At 40.0% G+C, this 21,188-nt stretch carries 22 protein-coding genes and 1 pseudogene; 18 read left to right on the top strand and 5 right to left on the bottom strand.

What is annotated here, in order from left to right; translation table 11 throughout:
- Positions 1-34: 34 nt before the first annotated feature.
- Entirely contained in the window at positions 35-619 is a 585-nt protein-coding gene (gene mdaB / locus H7N69_RS02070) for an NADPH:quinone oxidoreductase MdaB (RefSeq protein WP_079300975.1), read from the bottom strand.
- Positions 620-731: 112 nt separating this feature from the next.
- Between mdaB and H7N69_RS02065 the strand changes: the two genes are divergently transcribed.
- From H7N69_RS02065 to hydE, 5 genes are read left to right on the top strand one after another with little or no spacing between them, the layout of a single operon-like run.
- A complete protein-coding gene (locus tag H7N69_RS02065; RefSeq protein ID WP_187884650.1) occupies positions 732-1,886 on the top strand; it encodes a hydrogenase 1 small subunit in 1,155 nt (384 codons plus the stop codon).
- A 9-nt stretch (positions 1,887-1,895) separates the two neighbouring features.
- Positions 1,896-3,632, top strand: a complete 1,737-nt coding sequence (locus tag H7N69_RS02060) for a nickel-dependent hydrogenase large subunit (protein WP_097691420.1) — start codon at positions 1,896-1,898, stop codon at positions 3,630-3,632.
- Positions 3,633-3,643: 11 nt separating this feature from the next.
- Positions 3,644-4,318, top strand: coding sequence for a Ni/Fe-hydrogenase, b-type cytochrome subunit (gene cybH, locus H7N69_RS02055; protein ID WP_000359925.1), 675 nt, complete (start codon positions 3,644-3,646; stop codon positions 4,316-4,318).
- The gene (hydD, locus tag H7N69_RS02050; protein WP_127985817.1) at positions 4,315-4,851 is read left to right on the top strand and encodes a hydrogenase biosynthesis protein HydD; all 537 of its coding nucleotides are present in this window, start codon (positions 4,315-4,317) and stop codon (positions 4,849-4,851) included. Before cybH ends, hydD begins: the two co-directional genes overlap by 4 nt.
- 1 nt (position 4,852) lies before the next feature.
- Entirely contained in the window at positions 4,853-6,391 is a 1,539-nt protein-coding gene (hydE, locus tag H7N69_RS02045) for a hydrogenase biosynthesis protein HydE (RefSeq protein WP_187884649.1), read from the top strand.
- Positions 6,392-6,395: 4 nt separating this feature from the next.
- On the opposite strand, the gene H7N69_RS02040 is transcribed toward hydE, so the two are convergent.
- Positions 6,396-6,809, bottom strand: a complete 414-nt coding sequence (locus H7N69_RS02040; protein ID WP_001223760.1) for a hypothetical protein — start codon at positions 6,807-6,809, stop codon at positions 6,396-6,398.
- A gap of 62 nt (positions 6,810-6,871) precedes the next feature.
- The gene (locus H7N69_RS02035; protein WP_187884648.1) at positions 6,872-7,324 is read right to left on the bottom strand and encodes a hypothetical protein; all 453 of its coding nucleotides are present in this window, start codon (positions 7,322-7,324) and stop codon (positions 6,872-6,874) included.
- 180 nt (positions 7,325-7,504) lie between these two features.
- On the opposite strand from H7N69_RS02035, the gene oipA reads away from it, so the two are divergent.
- Positions 7,505-8,422: an outer inflammatory protein OipA gene (oipA, locus tag H7N69_RS02030; RefSeq protein ID WP_187884647.1), complete on the top strand. Its 918-nt coding sequence runs from the start codon at positions 7,505-7,507 to the stop codon at positions 8,420-8,422.
- Between the two features lie 238 nt (positions 8,423-8,660).
- Here the strand turns inward: oipA and queC are convergent, their stop codons facing one another.
- Complete coding sequence (queC, locus tag H7N69_RS02025; RefSeq protein WP_187869115.1) at positions 8,661-9,338, bottom strand: 7-cyano-7-deazaguanine synthase QueC; 678 nt, start codon at positions 9,336-9,338, stop codon at positions 8,661-8,663.
- A 62-nt stretch (positions 9,339-9,400) separates the two neighbouring features.
- Between queC and H7N69_RS02020 the strand changes: the two genes are divergently transcribed.
- The 12 genes from H7N69_RS02020 to H7N69_RS01965 all read left to right on the top strand — a co-directional run bounded on the left by H7N69_RS02020 (position 9,401) and on the right by H7N69_RS01965 (position 20,726).
- Positions 9,401-10,609, top strand: coding sequence for a CCA tRNA nucleotidyltransferase (locus H7N69_RS02020; RefSeq protein ID WP_187884646.1), 1,209 nt, complete (start codon positions 9,401-9,403; stop codon positions 10,607-10,609).
- Between the two features lie 13 nt (positions 10,610-10,622).
- Positions 10,623-11,126, top strand: coding sequence for an SRPBCC family protein (locus H7N69_RS02015; protein WP_187884645.1), 504 nt, complete (start codon positions 10,623-10,625; stop codon positions 11,124-11,126).
- A gap of 14 nt (positions 11,127-11,140) precedes the next feature.
- Entirely contained in the window at positions 11,141-11,998 is an 858-nt protein-coding gene (locus H7N69_RS02010; protein ID WP_187884644.1) for an NAD(P)-dependent oxidoreductase, read from the top strand.
- A gap of 1 nt (position 11,999) precedes the next feature.
- Entirely contained in the window at positions 12,000-12,653 is a 654-nt protein-coding gene (gene frxA, locus H7N69_RS02005) for an NAD(P)H-dependent flavin oxidoreductase FrxA (protein ID WP_187884814.1), read from the top strand.
- A gap of 165 nt (positions 12,654-12,818) precedes the next feature.
- Positions 12,819-14,138 carry a glutamate--tRNA ligase gene (gene gltX, locus H7N69_RS02000; protein ID WP_187884643.1) on the top strand — a complete coding sequence of 440 codons (1,320 nt, stop codon included), beginning with the start codon at positions 12,819-12,821 and terminating at the stop codon, positions 14,136-14,138.
- Positions 14,135-14,428 (top strand): YggT family protein, encoded by a 294-nt coding sequence (locus H7N69_RS01995; RefSeq protein ID WP_000577920.1) that lies wholly within the window; start codon positions 14,135-14,137, stop codon positions 14,426-14,428. The genes gltX and H7N69_RS01995 overlap by 4 nt, the downstream gene beginning before the upstream one ends.
- A gap of 8 nt (positions 14,429-14,436) precedes the next feature.
- Positions 14,437-16,119, top strand: coding sequence for a lytic transglycosylase domain-containing protein (locus tag H7N69_RS01990; protein WP_187884642.1), 1,683 nt, complete (start codon positions 14,437-14,439; stop codon positions 16,117-16,119).
- Positions 16,116-16,937 (top strand): UTP--glucose-1-phosphate uridylyltransferase GalU, encoded by an 822-nt coding sequence (gene galU, locus H7N69_RS01985; protein WP_000591496.1) that lies wholly within the window; start codon positions 16,116-16,118, stop codon positions 16,935-16,937. Before H7N69_RS01990 ends, galU begins: the two co-directional genes overlap by 4 nt.
- Before the next feature lie 11 nt (positions 16,938-16,948).
- Complete coding sequence (locus tag H7N69_RS01980) at positions 16,949-17,356, top strand: hypothetical protein (RefSeq protein ID WP_187884641.1); 408 nt, start codon at positions 16,949-16,951, stop codon at positions 17,354-17,356.
- Positions 17,357-17,358: 2 nt separating this feature from the next.
- Positions 17,359-18,627 carry a UDP-N-acetylglucosamine 1-carboxyvinyltransferase gene (gene murA, locus H7N69_RS01975; protein WP_187884640.1) on the top strand — a complete coding sequence of 423 codons (1,269 nt, stop codon included), beginning with the start codon at positions 17,359-17,361 and terminating at the stop codon, positions 18,625-18,627.
- Positions 18,628-18,684: 57 nt separating this feature from the next.
- Positions 18,685-20,091 (top strand): aspartate ammonia-lyase, encoded by a 1,407-nt coding sequence (aspA, locus tag H7N69_RS01970; protein WP_001217484.1) that lies wholly within the window; start codon positions 18,685-18,687, stop codon positions 20,089-20,091.
- A 44-nt stretch (positions 20,092-20,135) separates the two neighbouring features.
- Positions 20,136-20,726: a uracil-DNA glycosylase family protein gene (locus H7N69_RS01965; protein WP_187884813.1), complete on the top strand. Its 591-nt coding sequence runs from the start codon at positions 20,136-20,138 to the stop codon at positions 20,724-20,726.
- An 8-nt stretch (positions 20,727-20,734) separates the two neighbouring features.
- Here H7N69_RS01965 and H7N69_RS01960 read toward each other — a convergent pair.
- Positions 20,735-21,188: pseudogene (locus tag H7N69_RS01960) on the bottom strand (glycosyltransferase family 10 domain-containing protein); the annotation flags it as partial.

Here is a 21,188-nt window from a genome sequence, read left to right as displayed (position 1 = left end):
AAAAATGGGGGGTAAAAAAACCCTTATTTTGAAATCACTTGCCAAAAGCTTGGTGCAAATGCGTGGTGAGAGAGTTAAGATACTGCTCTACTTGGGGGTTTTTCACCACATCGTTGCAAATAAAAGTAGGCAACGCTGAAAGCCCTAAAAATTGGAACGCCTTATGCAAATGCAAATACACAACATCCACACCCACCCCTTCAAAAAATTCACTAGGATCATTAAAGGCTTCAATGGGAGCGTTCCAGGTCAAGCTCAACATGTATTTTTTGCCTTGCATCAAGCCCCCTTTCCCGTAGTTTTTAGTGGGGTTTTGCGAACTCCTGCCATCGCTAGCATAAAGTTTCCCATGCCCTACGCTAAAGACTTCATCAATGTATTTTTTCACAATCCAAGGCTCTCCCATCCACCAGCCAGGCATTTGCCAAATCGTCGCATCAGCGCTAACGATCTTTTCCACCTCTTGGCTATGATTATAGCCTTTATCCACGATCGTTGTATCCACTTCTAGCCCTAAAGACTCTAGAGTCTTTTTTGCATGGTCAGTCAAGGTTTCATTGAGTTTCCCTCCAGAGCTCCCGAACGCTTTGGCTCCATTAATGATGAGTACTTTTTTCATTTTGTTCCTTTTTTAATAAAATAAGTGGGAATTCTATCCAAAATAAACCAATAGTAAGGCTATTCTATTTTTATTATGTTAAGATAATGCAAATTTTTATGAAGGAATGGCGATGTTCTACGATGAAAAAAAGACCTATCAAAAGATTGAAGAACGCCTTGATATCATTCGTTCGTTTAACGCTCATAACGAGCATAAAAACTTGCAAGACGAGTTTAAGGGTGCGGGCATTTCTAGGCGCGATTTATTGAAGTGGGCGGGCATGATGAGCACAGCGTTAGCCTTGCCGGCTAGTTTTGCTCCCTTGACTTTGAAAGCGGTGGAGGTGGCTAACAGATTGCCCGTGATTTGGTTGCACATGGCAGAATGCACCGGTTGTAGCGAAAGTTTGTTAAGGAGTGCAGACCCCACCATTGATAGCATTATCTTTGATTACATCAACCTAGAATACCATGAGACGATCATGGTAGCGAGCGGTTTTCAGGCTGAAAAAAGCTTGCATGACGCCATAGAAAAGCATAAAAACAATTACATTTTAATGGTAGAAGGCGGTATCCCCCAAGGCACCGAGTACTTCCTCACTCAAGGCCCAAACGCTGAAACAGGGGCTGAAGAGTGCAGAAAAGCCGCTCAATACGCAGCCGCTATTTTTGCCATAGGCACATGCTCAAGTTTTGGGGGCGTGCAAGCGGCTTACCCTAACCCCTCTAACGCGCAACCCTTGCATAAAATCATTGATAAACCCGTGATTAATGTTCCCGGTTGCCCGCCCAGTGAAAAAAATATCGTGGGCAATGTGCTTTATTACTTGATGTTTGGGGCTCTCCCTAAATTGGATGCGTATAACCGCCCCTCTTGGGCTTATGGGAACAGGATCCATGATTTGTGCGAAAGGCGAGGGCATTTTGATGCGGGCGAATTTGTGGAACATTTTGGCGATGAAAACGCTAAAAGGGGCTTTTGTTTGTATAAAATGGGCTGTAAAGGGCCTTACACTTTCAACAATTGCTCCAAACTCCGCTTCAATTCACACACTTCTTGGCCCATAGGCGCAGGGCATGGGTGCATAGGGTGTTCTGAGCCTAATTTTTGGGATACGATGAGTCCTTTTGAAGAGCCTTTGGCGAATCGCTCCATTAAAACCGCCTTTGATGGATTAGGGGCTGATAAAGTAGCGGATAAAGTCGGCACAACTTTACTCAGCGCAACCGCTATTGGCATTGCCGCGCATGCGCTCCTTTCTAAAGCGATCAAAAACAAAGAGTAAGGGATTAACATGTCAAAAAAAATTGTAGTCGATCCTATCACCAGGATTGAGGGGCATTTAAGGATTGAAGTGATCGTAGATGATGACAATGTGATCACTGATGCGTTTTCTTCTTCTACGCTTTTTAGGGGGCTAGAGACGATCATTAAGGGCAGAGACCCACGAGATGCGGGTTTTATCGCTCAAAGGATTTGCGGGGTATGCACTTATTCGCATTATAAGGCTGGTATCACTGCGGTAGAAAACGCTCTAGGCATCACCCCCCCATTAAACGCGCAATTAGTGCGATCTTTGATGAACATGGCACTACTTTTTCATGATCATGTGGTGCATTTCTATACTTTGCATGGGCTTGATTGGTGCGATATTATGAGCGCTTTAAAAGCCGACCCTTTTGAAGCTTCAAAACTTTCTTTCAAATACAGCCCTTATCCCATTAATACCGGTGCCGGTGAATTAAAAGCGGTTCAAAAACGCTTGAGTGATTTCGCTAAAGGCGGATCTTTGGGGCCTTTCAGTAACGGCTACTATGGGCATAAAACCTATCGTTTAAGCCCAGAGCAAAATTTAATCGTCTTAAGCCACTACCTCAAGCTTTTAGAAATCCAAAGGGAAGCGGCGAAAATGACCGCTATTTTTGGGGCCAAACAGCCTCACCCACAAAGCCTAACGGTGGGGGGTGTTACGAGTGTTATGGACATATTGGATCCGACGAGATTGGCTGAATGGAAGAGCAAGTTTGAAGTGGTGGCCAATTTTATCAACCATGCTTACTACCCTGATTTGGTGATGGCGGGCGAAATGTTCGCTAACGAACCATCCGTTATTAAAGGCTGTGGCTTAAGGAATTTTATCGCTTATGAAGAAGTGTTGCTCGGGAAGGATAAATACCTTTTGAGTAGTGGGGTGGTGCTTGATGGGGATATTTCTAAACTGCACCCCATTGATGAGAGTTTGATTAAAGAAGAAGTTACGCATTCTTGGTATCAATATGAAGACACTAAAGAGGTGCAACTCCACCCTTATGACGGGCAAACGAACCCGCATTATACCGGTTTAAAAGACGGCGAGAGCGTGGGGATTGAAAATAAAATCATCCCTGCTAAAGTGCTTGACACTAAAAATAAATATTCTTGGATCAAATCGCCCAGATACGATAGTAAGCCCATGGAAGTAGGCCCTTTAAGTTCCGTAGTGGTAGGTTTAGCGGCGAAAAACCCTTATGTTACTGAAGTGGCTACGAAGTTTTTAAAAGACACTAAACTGCCTTTAGAGGCGTTGTTTTCAACGCTTGGGCGCACAGCTGCAAGGTGCATTGAAGCCAAAACGATCGCTGATAATGGCCTTTTGGCGTTTGATGCGTTAGTGGAAAATCTAAAAAGCGATCAAAGCACTTGCACTCCTTATCACATTGATAAAAATCAAGAATATAAAGGGCGCTACATTGGTCAAGTGCCAAGGGGCATGCTAAGCCATTGGGTGCGCATTAAAAACGGCGTGGTGGAAAATTACCAAGCGGTAGTGCCTTCTACTTGGAATGCGGGGCCTAGAGATTCCAAAAACCAAAGGGGGGCTTATGAAATGAGCTTGATTGGCACTAAAATCGCTGATTTAACCCAACCTTTAGAAATCATTAGGACTATCCATTCTTTTGACCCATGCATCGCATGCTCGGTGCATGTGATGGATTTTAAAGGGCAGTCTTTAAACGAGTTCAAAGTAGAGCCTAATTTCGCTAAATTCTAAAAGGGTTACGCATGGATAAAATGAATAAGGTCGTTTTGCACAAAGAGTATTCAGGTTTTGTGCGCTTTTTCCATTGGGTTAGGGCTTTGAGTATTTTTACTTTAATCGCTACGGGGTTTTACATCGCTTACCCTTTTTTGCAGCCTAATTCAAGCTTTTATAAAGGGGTGTATCTTTTACAAGCTTATGTGCGCTCTTTTCATGTCATGTTTGGGTTTTTACTCATTAGCGCATTAATCTTTAGAACCTATCTTTTTTTCACGAAAGAAAGCTTGATGGAACGCAGGAGTTTTGGCCAACTTTTAAGCCCAAAAGCTTGGATCGATCAGATGAAAGCGTATTTTCTTATCAGCGGCAAACCCCATACTAAAGGAGCGTATAACCCTATCCAACTCGTGGCTTATTTCACTTTGGTTGTTTTGATCGTGTTGATGAGTTTGAGCGGGATAGTGCTGTATTATAATGTCTATCATGCGGGGCTTGGGGCGTTTTTAGCAAGCGCTTTTAAGTGGTTTGAAGCGCTTTGTGGGGGGTTAGCGAATGTGCGTTTTATCCACCATTTAGCGACTTGGGGGTTTATTTTGTTTGTCCCTGTGCATGTTTATATGGTGTTTTTCCATTCTATCAGGTATGATAGTTCAGGGGCGGATTCTATGATTAATGGCTATGGTTATACCAAAGAATGAGTCAAAAAATCCTAATTCTAGGCATTGGCAATATCCTTTTTGGCGATGAAGGGATTGGGGTGCATCTAGCCCACTACCTTAAAAAGAATTTTTCTTTTTTCCCTAGCGTGGATATTGTGGATGGGGGGACTATGGCTCAGCAACTCATTCCTTTGATCACTTCGTATGAAAAGGTTTTGATTTTGGATTGCGTGAGTGCTAAGGGCGTTGAAATTGGATCAGTCTATGCTTTTGATTTTAAGGACGCTCCTAAAGAAATCACATGGGCTGGGAGCGCGCATGAAGTGGAAATGCTACACACTTTAAGGCTCACGGAGTTTTTAGGGGATTTGCCTAAAACTTTTATCGTGGGGCTTGTGCCTTTTGTGATAGGGAGCGAGACCACTTTCAAGCTTTCAAGCGAAATTTTAAACGCTTTAGAAACAGCCCTAAAAGCCATAGAAACCCAACTCAACGCATGGGGGGTTAAAATGCAACGCACCGATCATATCGCCCTAGATTGTATCGCTGAACTCTCTTATAAGGGTTTTTGAATTGGTGTTTGTTTTTCTTTTTAAATGCGTTAATGAAGAAACAAGCCTGAATTTTACGCCCCTTTTAGAGCGAATGGCATGCAATTTGCAAGTGCATTTTTATAGCGTTTATAAGGATAATACCACTTCTTTCTACCTCCAAGCGAGCGCTGAGATCACTTTAGAGTTCGCGCAAAAATTAAGCGAGATCCTACCCTTTTCTTTAGATTTTAGCTTTTTGTCTTTAAAGGAAATCACAGAGCCTTTAGATGAAAATCTTTTCCAAACAACAAGCCTTTCAAAGCCCCTTTTTATGAACGCTAAAGAGCATCAAGATTTTTTAGATAACAATTCATCTTTATATGCCGACACTCTGGGCTTGATTGAAAACACCGCTTTTAAAGGGAAAATGATTCATAGCCCTAAAGAGCTTATAGATTGCTTAACCCAATTAAAAGGCATGCTCAAAACGCAGGATTTTATCCCTATTTCCACTTCTATGGGGCCGTTATCTTTTTCTTTAAAAAATCCCTCTCCAAGCGTTATTTTTAGCGATCTTTCTAGCGTTTTAACCTGCACTAAATTGCCTTTAGAGGACGCTCAATATTTGGCCAGTTTGGAAAAACCCTCTATCAAAGCCCCTTTAAAAAGCGTGTTTAAAGACACTTTTAAAAACGATGAAATCATAGCCCAACTGCCCTATGACCCCATATTGAATTTATTGTGCCATATTTTACAAGATGAAGGGATAGAATTTGTTTTTACGCATGAAAGCCGTTCTTGTGAAGCGCTTTTGCATTATGAAGCGCTTTTTAAAACCCCTAAGCGCTTGATCACACCCGCTAAAAAATTCGTGCTAGAAAACCATCTTTCAACCCTTCCCTTTAAAGATGAATTAGAGTTTTTAAGAGAAACGCCGCATTCTATCGTTTTATATTTTAGTTTCAAGCGCCCTACAAGGTTGTTATTGCATGCTAATGGTTCTTTAAAAACGCTTTTAAGCGTTGGTTTTGATTTCAATCAAATATTTAACCTCCTCAAACAAGATGAAAAAGCCTCCAGAATGCTAAAAAACTACGCGGCTAAATTCCCTGATTTTTACGCGCGCATTGCAGAGCTTTCTCAATACAATCTAGGGGGCGCGAATTTATTGGATTTTTTTCGCATTTTAGGCTTTATTTTGGGGTATAGCGAGGATTTTCATTCGCATAGCGTTATTTCTTTGGCTAAAGAATGCTTACGCCCTAAAGGCCCTAGGATTGATTATAAAATCCTTAAAGACGATTCTTTGAAAATGGCTTTAAACTTTTCAAAGATCATGCACAGCGCGATGAGTTTCAGGCTCGCGGGCGTGGAAAATGAAATTTTGAGTTTGGGGATTTTGGATTCTTTAGCGGAGTTTTTAGGGAATTTCATTTGGGATAACGCACAAAATTTTAGCGTCCAAGAAGTAACGATCGCTGGGGATTTCTTTGGCGAAAAAGTGTTTTTGGATTTGTTTGTGCGGTATTTCCCTAAAACCCTCGCTCTTAAAACGCATGCATTTTTGGATTATGAATAAGGGCTTAAAAGCGGATGTGTATCATCAGCCCGCCGTCCATGTATTGGGTTTTTTTGCTTTTAGTCCTTTCAAAATAAGGCCCAAAAGACAGGGCTTTATTGAAATTCACAATCGGCATGCTCACCCCTTCGGCGATATTGTTTTTAGCGAGTTGTTTGTAAAACTTTTTGTCGCTTTTTTTATGGCTTTTAAGGTTAGGGCTTTTTTCTAAATCCACGCCTTCTAATCTGCTATTTTTAGTGAAATCATAAAGCTTTTTGTCGTTTTTAGCCTCGGTTTCTGAGCCATGGTTTTTATGGAGTTTGTAAAATTTTTTACCGCTCTTTTTTTCGCTTTTAGTTTCGGTTTCTAAATCCGCTGCGAACGCGCTACTATACGCCACAAACGATACAAGAAATAAATTTCTAACTATACGCATAAGATCTCCTCTTAATATAGCTTTTCTTTATCACACTACCATAGCATGTTAGAATAAACTAATCAATAAAAAGCGTAGGGGAAGTATCCAGGCGCTCCATACCCATAAGGCCCATAAGGCATAAGACCTGACCCATAAGGCATGAAACCATAGGGCATGTAATAATAAGGCATGTAATAGCCTCCATACATGCCGTTTTGCATGGGCGAATTGAGGTTATCCACTGAATTGTAAAAGCCGTTTAAAGAACCATAAGCGTTATAATTAGTGAAACGATTGATTAAAGGCGTGGTGCGCGCATCAATAGTGGCGTTTTCTTGCTGGATGGCGTTTTCTTCTCTGGCGACTTCTTGGGATTTGGTTTCTTTAGGATCTTTAACTATCACTTCTTCTATAGGCACATTCGCCCCACAAGCGCTTAACAGATAGGCTAAAAAGCCGGTGTTTAAAAAAAGAACGATTTTAGAAAGATGAGCGGATTGGTTGGGTAAAAAAGTTTTATTGTTTTGATGCATGGGTTTTCCTAAATTTTAAAATAACTAAAGATTAACATGTTTTTGATTTAATGTTGGTTAAGCGGTGGTTTTTAGGGTTATTTCATTTTAACTTTGTTTTTCATTAAAACCCCATACTAAAATCTTATTTTATGATAAAATACCTAGCAATAATATCAAATCTTAAACCAAAGAAAAACCATGAAAAAAGCTCTCTTACTAACTTTCTCTCTCTTGTTTTGGCTCCACGCTGAAAGGAACGGATTTTATTTAGGTTTGAATTTTGCAGAAGGAAGCTATATTCAAGGACAAGGTAGCATCGGCGAAAAAGCTTCAGCAGAAAACGCCTTAAATCAAGCGATCAATAACGCAAAAAATTCATTATTCCCTAACACAAAAGCCATAAGAGATGCACAAAACGCCTTAAATGCAGTGAAAGATTCAAGCAAAATCGCTAACCGATTCGCAGGAAATGGCGGGTCTGGCGGTATTTTCAATAAACTCAGCTTGGGGTATAAATATTTTTTGGGTAAAAAAAGGATTATAGGGTTTAGGCACTCTCTTTTTTTCGGTTACCAACTTGGTGGCGTTGGTTCTGTTCCTGGCAGCGGTTTAATCGTTTTTTTACCCTATGGTTTCAATACGGATTTGCTCATTAATTGGACTAACGATAAGCGAGCGTCCCAAAAATATGTTGAACGAAGGGTAAAAGGGCTCTCTATATTTTACAAAGATATGACCGGCAGAACGCTAGACGCTAACACATTAAAAAGAGCATCAAGGCATATAATCAGAAAATCTTCAGGGCTTGTGATTGGCATGGAACTAGGGGCTAGCACTTGGTTTGCAAGCAACAATCTCACCCCTTTCAATCAAGTCAAAAGCCACACGATTTTTCAGTTGCAAGGAAAATTTGGCGTTCGTTGGAGTAGTGATGAATACGATATTGATCGCTATGGCGATGAAATCTATCTTGGGGGTTCTAGTGTTGAATTAGGGGTTAAAGTGCCAGCGTTTAAAGTCAATTACTATAGCGATGATTATGGGGATAAATTGGATTATAAAAGAGTGGTGAGCGTTTATCTTAACTATACATATAACTTTAAAAACAAACATTAAAAATGCGCTTTTTACCGCTCTTTGATTGTTTTGTAAAAACGCTCAAAGGCATTTTTTAAACAAAAATATAAAACAGCTTGATCTTAATCAAGCGACAATTTCTTAAAAAAACGCTCTTTTTGGGTTGGGGGTTTTAGTTGGGGGTTGTAGGGGGAATTATTTCAAAATCCCCTGTTCTCTTAAGAAATTTATTATAAAAACAAAGTTTTAAAAACCCCATTCTTTAAAAAATTATTTTTTACAGCATGGCTTGAAACTCTTCAAAGCCTTTTTTCCTCAATTGGCATGCCGGGCATTTATCGCAGCCATAACCATAAGCATGCAAAATCTTTCGCTCTCCTTGATAGCAGGTGTGCGTTTCTTTGATGATCAAATCTAAAGCCCCTAAATCTTTAGCCATTTGAAATTCTTGCGCTTTACTTAAAAACATTAGAGGCGTTACAATTTTAATCACCGTGTTTGAGCCTAAATTTAGGGCATGCTCAATGCTTTTAATAAAATCTTCTTTACAATCCGGATAGCCGCTAAAATCCGCTTGCGAAACCCCTAAAGCGATGTTGCTAGCCCCTAGTTTTTGCGCGTAAGAATGCAAAAGGGTGATAAAAATAGCGTTACGATTAGGCACAAAAGAATTGGGCAAATCTTTATTTTGCGCATGCGAATGCCCCATTAAATTGTTAGAGTTTTTAAAAAGCGCGGAGTGGGTGATATTCTCTAAAAAATCTAATGGGATGATTTCATAAGGGAGTTGTAAAAGAGAAGCGATTTTTTGAGCGCATTCTAATTCCACAGAGTGTTTTTGCGCGTAATCAAACCCCACTAAACAGACTTTTTTAAAACGCTTTTTCGCCCATACGGCTAAAGTGGTGCTGTCTTGCCCGCCGCTAAAACCGATCACGCAAATTTCTTGTTCCATCAAAAATCCTTAAAAATTCTAAAAAGATATAATAACACAAAGAAGTTTTAAGAGTAAAAAGCGTGTTTGAGTTAGAAGAAGGATTAAAAGAATTGTTTGACATTTATGAAAAATCCCCTTATGAGCTTTACTTGGTAGGGGGGTGCGTGCGCGATCGTTTAATGGGTATTACGCCTAAAGATTACGATTTGACCTCAAACGCTTTAGTCAATGAAAGCAAAGAGCTTCTTTTAAAGCACGATTTTAGGGTTCTAGAAACCGGTATCAAACATGGCACGATCACGGCTCTTAAAAACCATCAAAGCTATGAAATCACAACTTTTAGAATTGAAAAAGGGCATATCAAACACCGAAAGCCTAAAGAATTGGTTTTTAGCGCTCATTTAACAGACGATTTAAAGCGGCGCGATTTTAGCATGAATGCGATCGCTTATAGCCCTACAAAAGGGTTGATTGATCCTTTTAAAGGGCAGAATGCGATTGAAAATCAAATGATTGAATGCGTGGGGGAAGCGCGATTGAGATTTTTTGAAGACGCTTTAAGGATTTTAAGAGCGTTGCGATTTAGCGCGACTTTAGGCTTTAAGATAGCGCCAAGCACTAAAGAAGCGGTTTTTGCGTGTAAGGATTTGTTAAAACACCTCTCCAAAGAACGCTTACAAAGCGAGTTGAATAAGCTTCTTATGGGGAAAAACGCCTATGAAGTGGCTAAAGAATATCAAGAAATTTTAGAGTTGGTTATTCAAGAAAAAATAGAAAATTTAGGGTTTTTAAAAAACGCGCCTTTGAATCTGGAATTAAGATTATTAGGGTTTTTTAAACATCCAAAAAGTTTAGAAAATCTACGATACCCTAAAAAAACATGTGTTTTATTTTTAAAAGCTAAAGAATGCCATAAAGCTTTTTTAAACATTCATAACAAAACAGGATTGAAGTTTTTATTGAAAAACCACGATTTAGAGCCTTTTAATTTGGCTTTAGATTTTTATGTGCTCAAAAACCCCAAACATGCTTTAAAAATTAAAAGATTGTTAAAAGAAATCTTTGATTCTAACGAGCCTTTTAAAAAAGAGCACCTAGCCCTTAAGGGCGGCACGCTTCAAAGCTTGGGCTACCAACACCAAAAAATCGGCGAAATTTTAAACGCATGCTTAGATTTAGTCATTGAAAATCCTAAAAATAACGCTTTAGAGTGGCTGATAAAATGGGTTAAGGGTCATTATTTACCTAATGATGCTATAAATCATTCGCCAATAGGCAGAAAAAATTAAAAACAGAGAAAACATGGTAACGATGAATGCGATTCAATGGCCTAAGAAATGGGTTCCAGGAGAGACTGATAATTTCGTGTCCAATGAAGTCATTGTCAAAGGTTTGGATTTTAATAAAGTGGTGCAACACTTAAGAGACGCGTCTTGTTGGGAAAAGTATTACAAAAATTCAGGGAATGTTCATGTGTATCATCAAGACAATACCATTCTTAAAGATAAGACTCGTTTTTGTTTTGAAGCTTTTGGCTTTTTAGTGGAGGCACAGGTGGAAGAGTTTGAATTGAAAGACACCATACTGCGTTTGGCTTGGAGAGGTTGGAATGAAGCTAAAGGCGATGAGTATCTTGAAGCCTATCACGCATGGCTAGTTGAAAAATTAGACAATGATCGTGTGCGTATTTTAACCCAAGAAAGCCAATCGGGAGTCCCTGCTAAAGCTTTAGCGAAATCTGTGCCTAATGCGATGCTAAATGGCCATCAAGCTTGGTTAGATGGTTTAGTGGCGTATTCGCGCTAATAAGTGAGGATTGAATGAAAATCGGATGGATTGGACTAGGGGCTATGGGGACTCCTATGGCGACTCGCTTGTGCGATGCAAATTTAGAAGTGTCGGTTTATAACCGAACAGAGAGCAAAGCAGCCCCCTTAAAAGAAAAGGGCGTAGCGGTTTATACTAACCCTATAGATTTGGCCGCTAAAGTTGATCTGGTTTTTACCATGCTTTCGGATAAAACGGCGATTGATGCTGTTTTAGCGCCAAAATTTTGGGAACAGATGTCTGAAAAAATCGTGGTGAATATGAGCACCATCGCCCCTTTGGAAAGCTTATCTTTAGAAAAAACCGCTCAAAAGCATCAAGTAACTTACCTTGAAGCGCCCGTTTCAGGATCGGTTGGTGCGGCCAAAGCTGGGGCGTTATTGATTTTGGCAGCCGGTGAAGAAGAGGTGGTTGCTCAACTCAAACCTATTTTTGCACATTTGGGGAGTCAAACTTTTTATTTAGGAAAAGTTGGTCAAGGGGCAGGGGCTAAATTATCCATTAATAGCCTTTTGGCTCAAATGGGGGTCGCTTATTCAGAAGCTTTGCTGTTAGCCAAACGTTTAGGGGTTGATGCAGAGTTGTTTTTACAAATTATTGGCCAATCTGGCATGAATTCGCCTCTCTTTCAAGCTAAAAAAGGCATGTGGTTGCAAGATAGCTATCCGGCCGCTTTTAGTTTGAAACTCATGCTCAAGGATATTCGTTTAGCTAACAATGAAGCAGGAGAGGCGATGAAGTTGCCATTCTTATTCAAGGCAGAAGAACTTTATTCTCAAGCGGAAAAATCCGGTTTAGGCGAAATGGATATGGCAGCCGTTTATCATTATTTAGAAAAAGGAGAACATTAAAATAGACAGAGAACAAGTGGTTGCTTTACAGCACCAACGATTTGCTGCAAAAAAATACGATCCTAATCGTCGTATTTCCCAAAAGGATTGGGAAGCTTTGGTTGAAGTGGGGAGATTAGCCCCTTCTTCAATCGGGCTTGAACCATGGAAAATGCTTTTATTGAAAAATGAACGCATGAAAGAAGATTTAAAACCGATGGCTTGGGGGGCGCTTTTTGGTTTAGAGGGAGCGAGCCATTTTGTCATTTATCTTGCGCGAAAAGGCGTTACTTATGACAGCGATTACATTAAGAAAGTGATGCATGAGGTTAAAAAAAGGGATTATGACACCAATTCCAGGTTCGCTCAAATCATCAAAAATTTCCAAGAGAACGATATGAAACTCAATAGCGAACGATCTTTGTTTGATTGGGCTAGCAAGCAGACTTATATCCAAATGGCGAACATGATGATGGCAGCGGCCATGTTAGGCATTGATTCTTGCCCGATTGAAGGGTATGATCAAGAAAAAGTGGAGGCTTATTTAGAGGAAAAAGGCCATCTGAACACGGCGGAATTTGGCGTGTCGGTAATGGCTTGTTTTGGTTATCGCAACCAAGAAATCACCCCTAAAACCCGTTGGAAAACAGAAGTTATTTATGAAGTGATTGAATAAAAACGCTTTTAGCTTTTTGATAACCAACCATAAAGAGCTTGGCGTTAGCCAAGCACTAATCTCTTGAATAATGCTTATTCATGTTAAAAACAGAACTGCTTTCCATAAGCACAATTAAGTATTTTTTAGGTATAATCAAAAACTATTTTTAAATAAAGGGTTTTTATGCTTCGTTTTGCACCTTCGCCTACAGGGGATATGCACATAGGGAATTTAAGGGCAGCCATTTTTAACTACATTGTGGCCAAACAGCAACACAAACCCTTTCTCATTCGCATTGAAGACACGGACAAAGAGCGCAACATTGAAGGCAAAGACCAAGAGATTTTAGAAATTTTAAAGCTTATGGGGATAAGCTGGGACAAGCTCGTGTATCAAAGCCATAATATAGAGTACCACAGAGGAATGGCAGAAAAATTACTGAAAAAAAATAAAGCGTTTTATTGTTATGCGAGCGCGGAGTTTTTAGAAAGAGAAAAAGAAAAAGCTAAAAATGAGAAACGCCCCTTCAGGTATTTAGACGAGTGGGCCACTTTAGAAAAAGACAAAAACCATGCCCCTGTGGTGCGTTTGAAAGCCCCCAATCATGCGGTGTCTTTCAACGATGCGATTAAAAAAGAAGTGGAATTTGAACCTTATGAATTGGATTCTTTTGTGCTTTTGAGAAAGGATAAAAGCCCGACTTATAATTTCGCTTGCGCATGCGATGATTTGCTCTATGAAATCAGTTTGATCATTAGAGGTGAAGATCATGTGAGTAACACCCCTAAACAAATCTTAATCCAGCAAGCTCTAGGCTCAAACGATCCGATTGTTTATGCGCATTTGCCTATTATTTTAGATGAAACAAGCGGTAAAAAGATGAGCAAAAGGGACGAAGCGTCCAGCGTGAAATGGCTTTTAAATCAAGGGTTTTTACCGGTTGCGATCGTGAATTACCTCATCACTATCGGTAACAAAGTGCCTAAGGAAGTTTTTAGCCTTGATGAAGCGATAGAATGGTTTAGTTTAGAAAATCTTTCCAGTTCCCCGGCTCATTTTAATTTAAAATATTTAAAACACTTAAACCACGAGCATTTAAAGCTTTTAGACGATGAAACACTATTAGAATGCACTCACATAAAAGATAAAAATCTCTTAGGGCTTTTAAGATTGTTTATAGAAGAATGCGGCACGCTTTTAGAATTGAAAGAAAAAATTTCGTTGTTTTTAGAGCCAAAAGATATTGTTAAAACTTACGAGAACGAAGATTTTAAAGAGCGTTGTTTAGCGCTTTTTAACGCCCTAAAAGGCATGGATTTTCAAGCGTATAAGGATTTTGAAAGCTTTAAAAAAGAAGCCATGCGATTGAGTCAGCTTAAGGGTAAGGATTTTTTCAAACCTTTGCGCATTCTTTTGACCGGGAACTCGCATGGCGTTGAATTGCCGTTGATTTTCCCCTATATCCAAAGCCATTCTCAAGAAGTTTTAAGACTCAAAGCATGATCTTTTCTACCCTTATTAATGCGATAGCGGTGATTTTAAGCTCGCTCATTACGATTTATATGTGGATAGTGATCATTTATTCGCTTATCAGTTTCGTGCAGCCTAACCCCAATAACCCCATCATGCAAATCCTCGCTCGCTTGTGTGAGCCGGTGTTTTATTTTTTACGCTCTAGATTCAAGCTGGTGTTTAACGGGTTGGATTTCGCTCCTTTAGTGGTGGTCATTGTGTTGAAATTTTTAGATTTAACCCTCATCCAATGGCTTTTTGCGCTCGCCAAAAGCCTCTAAAGGAAATCATGCGTTTTTTTATTTTATTTTTTATCGGTGCGCTTGGCGTTGGTTTTTCTCAAACTGAGTTCAATTTAAAAGATTTAGAAAAAAAGCCCGCCGGGATCGTTAGGGATTATTATTTATGGCGTTATATTAGCGATAAAAAAACCACTTTAGAAAACGCTAAAAAAGCCTATGAATTGACTCAAAATAAAAACAACGCCCTACAAAAAGCCATGCAAGAAAAAGGCTCAGACAATGCAGAAAAAAACTCTGATGTTAAATTGCCTGAAGATATTTATTGCAAACAAATTACCCTAGAAAGCATGTTAGAAACAACAGACACTTTCCAAGCGAGTTGTATCGCTATCGCTTTAAAATCAAAAATCAGAGATTTTGATAAAATCCCCCTTCAAACCATCAAGCCCTTACAAGAAAAAATCAAAGAGGCTTACCCCGTTCTTTATGAAGAATTAGAAATCTTGCAAAGTAAGCATGTGAGCGCTTCTTTGTTTAAGGCTAATGTGCAAGTGTTTAGCGCGCTTTTCAATCATTTGAGTTATGAAAAAAAGCTCCAAATTTTTGAAAAGCATATCCCTATTAAAGAGTTAAACCGCCTTTTAGATGAAGATTACCCGGCGTTTAACCGCTTGATCTATCAGGTTATTTTAGATCCTAAATTGGATCATTTTAAAGACGCTCTCACTAAAAGTAACGTTACCCACAGCAACGCGCAAACCTTTTTTATTCTAGGGATCAATGAAATCTTGCACAAAAAAACTTCTAAAGCACTCAAGTATTTTGAACGCTCAGAAGCGGTTATCAAGGACGATGATTTTTCAAAAGACAGAGCAATTTTTTGGCAGTATTTAGTCTCTAAAAAGAAAAAAACTTTGGAACGCCTTTCACAAAGCCCTGCCTTAAACCTCTATAGTCTTTATGCGAGCCGCAAGCTCCAAACCACGCCCAGTTATCGCATCATTTCTCACATCCAAAATTTAAGCCAAGAAGCTCCTCCTTTTAACACTTATGACCCTTTTTTATGGCAAATTTTTAAGGAAAAAACTTTGAGTTTGAAAGATGAGAGCGCGTTTAATGCGATGCTAAAAAGCTTGTATTATGAAAAAAGCGCTCCTGAATTGACCTATCTTTTAAGCCAACGCAATAAAGACAAGATTTATTATTATTTATCCCCTTATGAAGGCATTATTGAATGGCAAAATGTTGATGAAAAGGCTATGGCGTATGCGATCGCTAGGCAAGAAAGCTTTTTGCTCCCGGCTTTAATCTCTCGCTCCTTTGCTCTAGGGCTTATGCAAATCATGCCCTTTAATGTAGGGCCTTTCGCTAAAAGCCTTGGCATGGATAACATTGATCTAAACGACATGTTTAACCCCAATATCGCCCTCAAATTTGGCAATTATTACTTGAACCATTTGAAAAAAGAATTCAACCACCCCCTTTTTGTCGCCTACGCCTATAACGCTGGGCCTGGGTTTTTAAGGAGGTGGTTAGAAAGCTCCAAACGATTTAAAGAAAAAAATCATTTTGAGCCATGGCTTAGCATGGAGCTTATGCCTTATAGCGAGACTCGCATGTATGGCTTTAGGGTCATGCTCAATTACTTGATTTATCAAGAAATTTTTGGGAATTTCATCCCTATTGATGCATTTTTAGAACAAACTCTTAACTCAAAGGACAAACCATGATTAAAAAATGCCTTTTTCCTGCCGCTGGCTACGGCACGCGCTTTTTGCCGATCACTAAAACCATTCCTAAAGAAATGCTGCCCATTGTGGATAAGCCTTTAATCCAATACGCTGTAGAAGAAGCGATGGAAGCGGGCTGTGAAGTGATGGCGATCGTTACGGGCAGGAATAAACGAAGTTTAGAAGATTATTTTGACACGAGCTATGAAATAGAGCATCAAATCCAAGGCACTAACAAAGAAAACGCCTTAAAAAGCATTCGTAACATTATAGAAAAATGCTGTTTTTCCTATGTGCGCCAAAAGCAAATGAAAGGCCTAGGGCATGCGATTTTAACCGGAGAAGCCCTCATAGGCAATGAGCCTTTTGCGGTGATTTTAGCCGATGACTTATGCATAAGCCATGATTATCCTAGCGTGTTAAAGCAAATGACTTCATTGTATCAAAAATACCAATGCTCCATTGTAGCCATTGAAGAAGTGGCGTTAGAGGAAGTTTCAAAATACGGCGTGATCAGGGGCGAATTGTTAGAAGAGGGGGTGTATGAGATTAAAGACATGGTAGAAAAACCAAGCCAAGAAGACGCCCCAAGCAATCTGGCCGTCATTGGGCGCTACATTCTAACCCCGGATATTTTTGATATTTTGCGTGAGACTAAACCGGGTAAAAACAATGAAATCCAGATCACAGACGCCTTACTCACTCAAGCCAAAAGAAAACGCATCATCGCTTACCAATTCAAAGGCAAACGATACGATTGCGGGAGCGTGGAAGGCTATATTGAAGCGAGTAACGCTTATTATAAAAAACGCTTATAAATCTTATCAACATGGGCAATTTGACTTATTACGCTTACATGTATTTGATCCTCTTTGTATGCTTGCTGCCTGTGTTATTGGTGGGGCTTGTTTGGAGGCTTACTCGCCCCCCCTTAAAGCAAAATATTCCTAATAAAAGCCTCTCTTTAGAAAATTTAAACGAACAAATCAAAAACCTTAAAAGCGTGCCAGCTTTAGAAAAACTGAAAAACGACTTCAATGAGCGTTTTAAAATTTGCCCTAAAGACAAAGAAACTCTGTGGCTAGAAACGATCCAAAATTTAGTCGCTTCAGAATTTTTTGAATTAGAAGACGCTATTAATTTTGGGCAAGAATTAGAAAACGCTAACCCTAATCATGTGCAAAAAATCGCTAACGCTACCGGCTTAGCCCTTAAGAATAAAAAAGAAAAAGGATAGAATTGGATTTTTTAGAGATTGTAGGACAAGTCCCTTTAAAAGGAGAGGTAGAAATTTCAGGGGCGAAAAATTCCGCGCTCCCCATTTTAGCCGCCACGCTTTTAAGCCGCCAAGAAGTCAAAATCAAATCCTTGCCCCAAGTGGTGGATATAAAGGCGATGGCGTTATTGTTGCAAAATTTAGGCGCAGAATTAGAATGGCTTAACCCACACACGCTCCAACTCAGCGCTAAATCCCTGCACCACACCGAAGCCATTTACGATTTGGTGCGTAAAATGCGCGCTTCCATTTTGGTTTTAGGCCCACTATTAGCGCGCTTTAAAGAATGCTTAGTGAGTTTGCCCGGTGGGTGCGCTATAGGAGCTAGACCTGTGGATTTGCACTTAAAAGCGATGCAACAATTAGGGGCTGAAATCAAAATTGAGCAAGGCTATATCCATGCAAAAGCCCCTAAAGGCTTGAAAGGGAATGACATTTTATTTGATAAAATCAGCGTTACAGGCACAGAAAACGCCCTCATGGCAGCAAGTTTAGCTAAAGGGATCACGCGCATCATTAACGCCGCTAAAGAGCCAGAAATCGCTCAATTGTGCGCGTTTTTACAAAGTGGGGGGGTAGAAATTGAGGGTGTTGGTAGCAGCGAGTTAAAGATTAGGGGGGTAGAAAGCGACGCTTTAAATTTAAAAGACATTCAAATCATACCCGATAGGATTGAAGCAGGCACTTATTTATGCGTGGGGGCTATCACTAACAGCCAGCTTAAAATCAATCATATCATCCCTAACCATATTCAAGCGATCACCGATAAGCTCATAGAAATTGGTTTTTCGCTAGACATTCAAGAAAATTCTATAGAAATTTACCCGACCAAAAAACGCCAAGCCTTTGAAATCACCACGAAAGAATACCCGGGCTTTCCCACAGACATGCAAGCGCAATTCATGGCGTTAGCCACGCAGTGTTTGGGGACGAGTGTGATTGAAGAAACGCTTTTTGAAAACCGCTTCATGCATGCAAGCGAATTGCAACGCTTGGGGGCTAATATCAGCCTAAAAACGAATGTGGCTACCATTAGCGGATCCACAGAGCTTACCGGAAGCGATGTGATGGCGACGGATTTAAGGGCTTCTTCGGCTCTCGTTTTAGCCGCTTTAGTGGCTAAGGGGGTGAGTAGGGTGCATAGGATTTACCACTTGGATAGGGGTTATGAGAGATTGGAGGATAAAATCAACGCTTTAGGGGCAAAAGTGTTGCGTTTAAAAGAAAAATAATCCAAGATTTGGTTACAATAGCTAGAATATTTTTTAATTATTACATAAGGAGCTTTTATGCGTATTGAGCATGATTTCATTGGGCAAATGGAAATTAGCGACGAGGTTTATTATGGGATTCAGACTTTAAGGGCGAGTGAAAATTTTTTCATCACCAACGACAAGCTTTGCAGTTATCCTGTTTTTATTAAATCTTTTGCTCAAGTCAAAAAAGCGGCCGCTTTAGCGAACGCGCAATTAGGCTTGATTGATGAAAAGCTTAAAATTGCGATTTGCCATGCGTGCGATTTGTTGATTGATGGTAAATACCATGATCAATTCATTGTGGATATGATTCAAGGGGGGGCTGGCACAAGCACGAACATGAACATGAATGAAGTGATTGCTAATTTGGCTTTAGAATACATGGGGCATCAAAAGGGCGAGTATCAATTTTGCCACCCAAACGACCATGTCAACCGCTCTCAATCCACCAATGACGCCTATCCTAGCGCGTTAAAAATCGCGATTTATGAGCGCTTGAGTAATTTAGTCGCCCCCATGAAAGCTTTAAGGGACGCTTTCGCTCAAAAGGCTAAGGAATTCGCTCATGTGATTAAAATGGGGCGCACCCAGCTTCAAGACGCTGTGCCTATGACTTTAGGGCAAGAGTTTGAAACTTATGCGTTGATGGTTGATAGGGATATTGAGCAGGTTTTAGACGCTAGGAATTGGGTAAGAGAGCTTAATTTAGGCGGCACGGCCATTGGCACAGGGATCAATTCGCACCCGGATTATCGCAGTTTGATTGAAAAGAAAATCCAAGAAGTAACGGGCCGCCCCTTTGTCATGGCTAATAATTTGATAGAAGCCACTCAAAGCACCGGGGCGTATGTGCAAGTGAGCGGGGTGTTAAAGCGTATTGCGGTGAAACTTTCTAAGGTTTGTAACGATCTCAGGCTACTCAGCTCAGGCCCTAGAGCCGGGTTGAATGAAATCAATTTGCCTAAAATGCAGCCGGGCAGCTCTATCATGCCGGGTAAAGTCAATCCGGTGATCCCTGAAGTGGTCAATCAAGTGTGCTTTGCGGTGATTGGGAATGATTTGAGCGTGGCGTTGGCCGCAGAAGGAGGGCAATTGCAACTCAATGTGTTTGAGCCGGTTATCGCTTACAAGCTTTTCCATTCCTTTGTGATTTTAGGGCGTGCGATTGAAACTTTAACGACTAAATGCGTGGAAGGCATCACGGCTAATGAAAAGATTTGCCACGATTATGTCTTTAACAGCATTGGCATTGTTACCGCGCTAAACCCTCATATCGGCTATGAAAAATCCGCTATGATCGCCAAAGAAGCCTTAAAAAGCGATCGCTCTATCTATGACATCGCTTTAGAAAAGAAAATCTTAACCAAAGAGCAATTGGACGATATTTTCAAGCCAGAAAACATGCTAAGCCCTCACGCTTTCAAAAAGCATAAAGACTGAACGCTTTGCAACACTCACGCCTTCAAACTTTACGCTCCCTTTATATGGAGCGTCTTTTGGGCGAAACTTACACCAATACCAACCTTACCACGCCCCAAAATAAGCCCCTTAACAAACAAGTTCATGAGGGTATAGAAAATTGCAATCTGTGCAAACGCCACCAACATTCAAAACCGGTGATTGGGCTTTTTAACCCCAATTCCAAGCTCGCTTTCATCACGCTCACCCCCATGCTGGATAGCCAATTACATTTCTTAAACAATTTAAAAGCGGTCATGTTAGAGAGCATTATCCAAAAGGTTTTTAACTACCCCTTAAAAGATTGCAGTATTTTATCGCTCCTTAAATGCGACTCTAACAGCCTTAATTTAGAAGAAGAAATCAACGCATGCCTACCCCATTTAATCTGGCAATTAGACAACAGCGCTTCAAAAGTCATTGTGGTATTTGGCGAGATTTTGCCCAAACGCCTTTTAAACCTTTCTAAAGAAGAGTCCTTTGGGCACATCGTGTCTTTAAAAACCAAACATTTTTTAAGCACCCATGCTTTAGAGGACATGCTCAAAAACCCCACGCTCAAAAAAGAAGCGTTAGCGCATTTCAAAATAGCACTCCAATTCCTTAATCAGTCTTAAAATACGCCTTATTTTTTAATCCACTTTCTCACCGCACGCAACAAAGGTAAGGATTTTTGATAGGCTTTGCGATAGATTTTAAAAGTGGTGTTTTGAGAGAGTTCTAATAAAGGCGAAGCGTTTTGTAAAAGGCGATCGTAATCGGCTCTCAAATCATCATAATTAACCCTCAAATCATCATAATTAACCCTCAAATCATCATAATTAACCCTCAAATCATCATAATTAACCCTCAAATCATCATAATTAACCCTCAAATCATCATAATTAACCCTCAAATCATCAATGGACACTAAAGGCTCATGCAAATCACGATAGAAAATGAAAGGGTTATTATGATAAATCGTATCGTTTTCTAAAATCGTTTTAAAAAAATCTAAAATCTTTTCAAAACTCAAATTTTGGTAAAAGTAAGCTTTCCCATCAAGGGTGTTTAAAGGGTTTTCATAGAGCATGTCTAAA

The organism is Helicobacter pylori (genome assembly GCF_014497725.1).
Taxonomy (GTDB): domain Bacteria; phylum Campylobacterota; class Campylobacteria; order Campylobacterales; family Helicobacteraceae; genus Helicobacter; species Helicobacter pylori_DE.
Note: the sequence above shows the minus strand (reverse complement) of the source record. Positions and strands in the feature narration are given on the sequence as shown.

Coding starts and splice junctions, on each gene's coding strand:
- H7N69_RS01965 (WP_187884813.1), top strand. CDS start 20,136: ATGGAGCGTCTTTTGGGCGAAACTTACACCAATACCAACCTTACCACG.
- H7N69_RS01995 (WP_000577920.1), top strand. CDS start 14,135: ATGATCTTTTCTACCCTTATTAATGCGATAGCGGTGATTTTAAGCTCG.
- gltX (WP_187884643.1), top strand. CDS start 12,819: ATGCTTCGTTTTGCACCTTCGCCTACAGGGGATATGCACATAGGGAAT.
- H7N69_RS01990 (WP_187884642.1), top strand. CDS start 14,437: ATGCGTTTTTTTATTTTATTTTTTATCGGTGCGCTTGGCGTTGGTTTT.
- H7N69_RS02065 (WP_187884650.1), top strand. CDS start 732: ATGTTCTACGATGAAAAAAAGACCTATCAAAAGATTGAAGAACGCCTT.
- hydD (WP_127985817.1), top strand. CDS start 4,315: ATGAGTCAAAAAATCCTAATTCTAGGCATTGGCAATATCCTTTTTGGC.
- aspA (WP_001217484.1), top strand. CDS start 18,685: ATGCGTATTGAGCATGATTTCATTGGGCAAATGGAAATTAGCGACGAG.
- H7N69_RS02060 (WP_097691420.1), top strand. CDS start 1,896: ATGTCAAAAAAAATTGTAGTCGATCCTATCACCAGGATTGAGGGGCAT.
- H7N69_RS02040 (WP_001223760.1), bottom strand. CDS start 6,809: ATGCGTATAGTTAGAAATTTATTTCTTGTATCGTTTGTGGCGTATAGT.
- mdaB (WP_079300975.1), bottom strand. CDS start 619: ATGAAAAAAGTACTCATCATTAATGGAGCCAAAGCGTTCGGGAGCTCT.
- queC (WP_187869115.1), bottom strand. CDS start 9,338: ATGGAACAAGAAATTTGCGTGATCGGTTTTAGCGGCGGGCAAGACAGC.
- H7N69_RS01980 (WP_187884641.1), top strand. CDS start 16,949: ATGGGCAATTTGACTTATTACGCTTACATGTATTTGATCCTCTTTGTA.
- H7N69_RS02035 (WP_187884648.1), bottom strand. CDS start 7,324: ATGCATCAAAACAATAAAACTTTTTTACCCAACCAATCCGCTCATCTT.
- H7N69_RS02015 (WP_187884645.1), top strand. CDS start 10,623: ATGGTAACGATGAATGCGATTCAATGGCCTAAGAAATGGGTTCCAGGA.
- H7N69_RS02010 (WP_187884644.1), top strand. CDS start 11,141: ATGAAAATCGGATGGATTGGACTAGGGGCTATGGGGACTCCTATGGCG.
- oipA (WP_187884647.1), top strand. CDS start 7,505: ATGAAAAAAGCTCTCTTACTAACTTTCTCTCTCTTGTTTTGGCTCCAC.
- cybH (WP_000359925.1), top strand. CDS start 3,644: ATGGATAAAATGAATAAGGTCGTTTTGCACAAAGAGTATTCAGGTTTT.
- galU (WP_000591496.1), top strand. CDS start 16,116: ATGATTAAAAAATGCCTTTTTCCTGCCGCTGGCTACGGCACGCGCTTT.